The organism is Argonema galeatum A003/A1, from assembly GCF_023333595.1.
Lineage (GTDB): Bacteria > Cyanobacteriota > Cyanobacteriia > Cyanobacteriales > Aerosakkonemataceae > Argonema > Argonema galeatum.
Genome location: NZ_JAIQZM010000072.1, coordinates 8,431 through 11,709, shown reverse-complemented (window position 1 = coordinate 11,709; position 3,279 = coordinate 8,431). Strand labels below are relative to the sequence as shown.

1 protein-coding gene is annotated in these 3,279 nt (G+C 44.8%); it reads right to left on the bottom strand.

The genetic code is table 11. The features are described from left to right. A partial coding sequence (locus LAY41_RS31620; RefSeq protein WP_420840365.1) for a beta strand repeat-containing protein occupies nucleotides 1-3,279 on the bottom strand: 3,279 nt, incomplete at both ends.

Below are 3,279 nucleotides of genomic sequence, written 5' to 3'. Positions count from 1 at the left end.
ACTTGGGTCAGGATTACCGGGATTGGGATTACCGGGATTGGGATTACTTGGGTCAGGATTACCGGGATTGGGATTACCGGGATTGGGATTACTTGGGTCAGGATTACCGGGATTGGGATTACTTGGGTCAGGATTACCGGGATTGGGATTACCGGGATTGGGATTATTGCCAGGGGGTGTGGTTATGACTTGAGTCAGACCTTGAGTGAAAGGCCCGAAATAAGACCCAGGTTGTACCGTCTGTTGAGGGCCAGACGTAATGTTGCCGACTGTTCCATTTTTTGTGGCATTACCCGCGACATTAAAGGCAGTTTCTGGCCCTCCTCCATGTCGGATTACGATCGCGCCTCCCCCAGTTCCTCCAGCAGTGGAAATGCTGGACACAGCGCCATTTCGGTCTTGAAAAGTACCTGTGACGCGCAAAAACTTTTCAGTTGTAATATCAACCGTTCCACCAGCGCCTTTGCTTCCTCCTTGGGCGTTTATATACTCAACTTGGATGTCTCCTTTGGGGTCGAGGGTTACGTTACCTCCTTTTCCTGTAATAGCGCTGGTGTCTATTTTTCCGCTGGTAATTTGAACAGGAGTAGTAATGGTAATTGACCCACCAACTGTATTTCCAGAAGCATTTAAGTTGCCTGTTTGTACATATCCCGTCTGGCTATTTAGGGTGATATTACCACCAGCGGCGCTACTGGATTGAGTCGTGATATCGTTAGTGGTTATATTGCCAGCAGCATTTACGGCAATGTTTCCACCATTACCTTTGATAGAAGTAGCATTGAGAGAACTTGTGCTGGTATTGATGTCGCCAGTTTTACTTGTAAGGGTGATGTTTCCTCCTGCTGTGACAATATTGCTTGTGGTGATATTACCTGCTGCTACAAGTTCAATTGCCGAACCATTACTTGTAATATCACCTTTAGCTGCGATCGTACCCGTTCCAACTGGAGACTGAATTGTTACCTGATTGTTAAAATCAACCTTATTGTCGATAGTAATAGCTGCTGTCGAATCACTTCTGCCAATTACTATAGAACTAAACCCAGGTTGGATGGCACTAATTTCTGCCGCCGTTAAATCTAAAGCTGTTGTGTCGTTAGAAGATGCGATCGCAATATTTTGGTCTGGTGTCGCCGGTTGAAGTACCAGTTTATTAGTACCAGTTACCGCCCCTGCAAAATCAATTTCCCCTGCTGTTAAAGTCAGCGGGTTATCGCCAACGGACAAGGTAGAACCAAAACTAATTGTAGCCGTTCCCAAACTGAAGTTTACATTTCCATTTAAAGTAACGGGGCCGCTAAATTTGATGTCGTCTTCGGTAGTGGTGATATCGCCTGCGGTAGATACCGATCCGGTGCCGGTTTGATTGAAGACACCATCCAAATTCATATCTGCTTGGGCGGCAATATTCAGCGTGCCGCTGTTGTTGATGGTGACACCACCAGACTTACTTGCGGTGACAGGACTATTGAAGGTAAAGTTATTACCTTTTAGATTAACACCACTTGAGCTATTGGTGTCGATCGGGCCTTGGAAAATAGTAGTTCCCGTCCCTGCTTTTTGGGTAATGCTAACCGCTGTAATTGGGCCTGTTTGTACGTCCTTTGCACTGTTAACAGTCAGATTGCCCAAACGATTATTACTGCCTACATCCCCATTTAAAATGATGTTACCGCTACCCGCTTCCAGAGTAAGATTGCCGTTGCCATCAATTTGGCCATCGATATTTATATCACCATCGCCTTTATTACCTGTGCTGAGGTTAACATTATCGCCAATTGAAGTATTGCCCTTAATTGTGATGTTTTGCTCGGCAGTGGTGATATCTGCATTAATATTTGTTGTGCCGCCAGCTAAGGTGATTGAGGCGTCGTCGGTTCCCACAATGGGGGTATTGACTGATATTGAGCCTTGAGAAGATAGAATTGTAACTGGATTGTTGAATGATATCGGGTTGTTAAATGCGATCGCACCGCTGCCGTCAGTCCGTCCGATAACGATCGATTTGAAGTTATTTTGGAATCCGCTAATCTCACCCGCCGTCAAATCTAAAATACTGCTGCTGCCGCTATCTGTAGCGCCTATTTCGATATTTTGGCTAGCAGTTAAAGGTTCAAGCGTTAAGTTACCAGTACCGGAAATATTTCCACCAAAATCAATCTCATCTCCCCTTAATGTAAGATTGCCAGCTTTTCCGTCTAGATTACCGCTGATGCTGGCAACATTATTAAGTTGGTTAGTAAATTGGAAGGTGTCGTCTAAGTCGCCGCCTATGAGATTTTGGAAAGCACTGAAGCTGATTTGGCCATTGAAATTACCAGTATCGCCGCCAGTAATATTCCAAGTGTTTTCGTTATTAGTACCAACTAAGGTGCTGGATGCTTTAGTTGTACCTACAAGGTTTTCAATACTTACACCGCCAATTGCGCCTAAGTTTATTGTTACGGGAGTGGTAAAATTTGAGTAGTTTAAGGTGTCGCTGCCAAGGTTGCCGTCTATTGTGCCATTGAAATTAATGCCGTCGTCAAATACGAAAGTATCGTTAGAAATGCCGCCGACTAGGTTTTCAATATTATCGAAGCTTAAGCTATTGGGGTAACCGCTGAGATTACCAGAATTAGCGTCTGTGATATACCAATTCGTATCGCGATTAGCACCGACGAGGGTGGAACCACCTGCAATGTTAACGGGTGAATTAAAAGTAGCGGTATTATCAAGGGTGATGGTGCCAGTGCCGTCTGCACGTCCGATGATGATAGAAGATATGCCGGGTTGCAGGAAACCTAGCTCGGTGGTAGTAATATCTAATGTGCTGGTACTGCCGCTATCGGTTCCCCCCAGTGCGATCGCTTGACTTGCACTAAAAGGCGCAATTGTCAATTTGCCCAGACTCGAAACATTACCAATAAAGTTAATTTCATCGCTTGTAAAATTGATATTTCCCGTACCGACTGCACCATTGGCGTTGATAACTGCTGCGGTTATACTGGTGGGTGCCGTTAAGGAGATTGTACCCGCATTACCAGTAGTGGAACTAGAGTCCAAATTTGCGGCTTTTATATTTCCACTGTTGCTGTTGAGATTAATATTTCCGCCAGTACCAGAACCTTTGACTCCAGAGAAAATATTTCCTACAGTAATATCGCTTTCTGAATCGAGAGTAATCGCACCGCCATTTCCTGTTGAAGTGGAATCTGCATTTGCACTAGAAGAATCGATCGCTACTTCTGCTGTATCGGTAATTGCAATATTTCCGCCACTGGTAATCTCGACTTT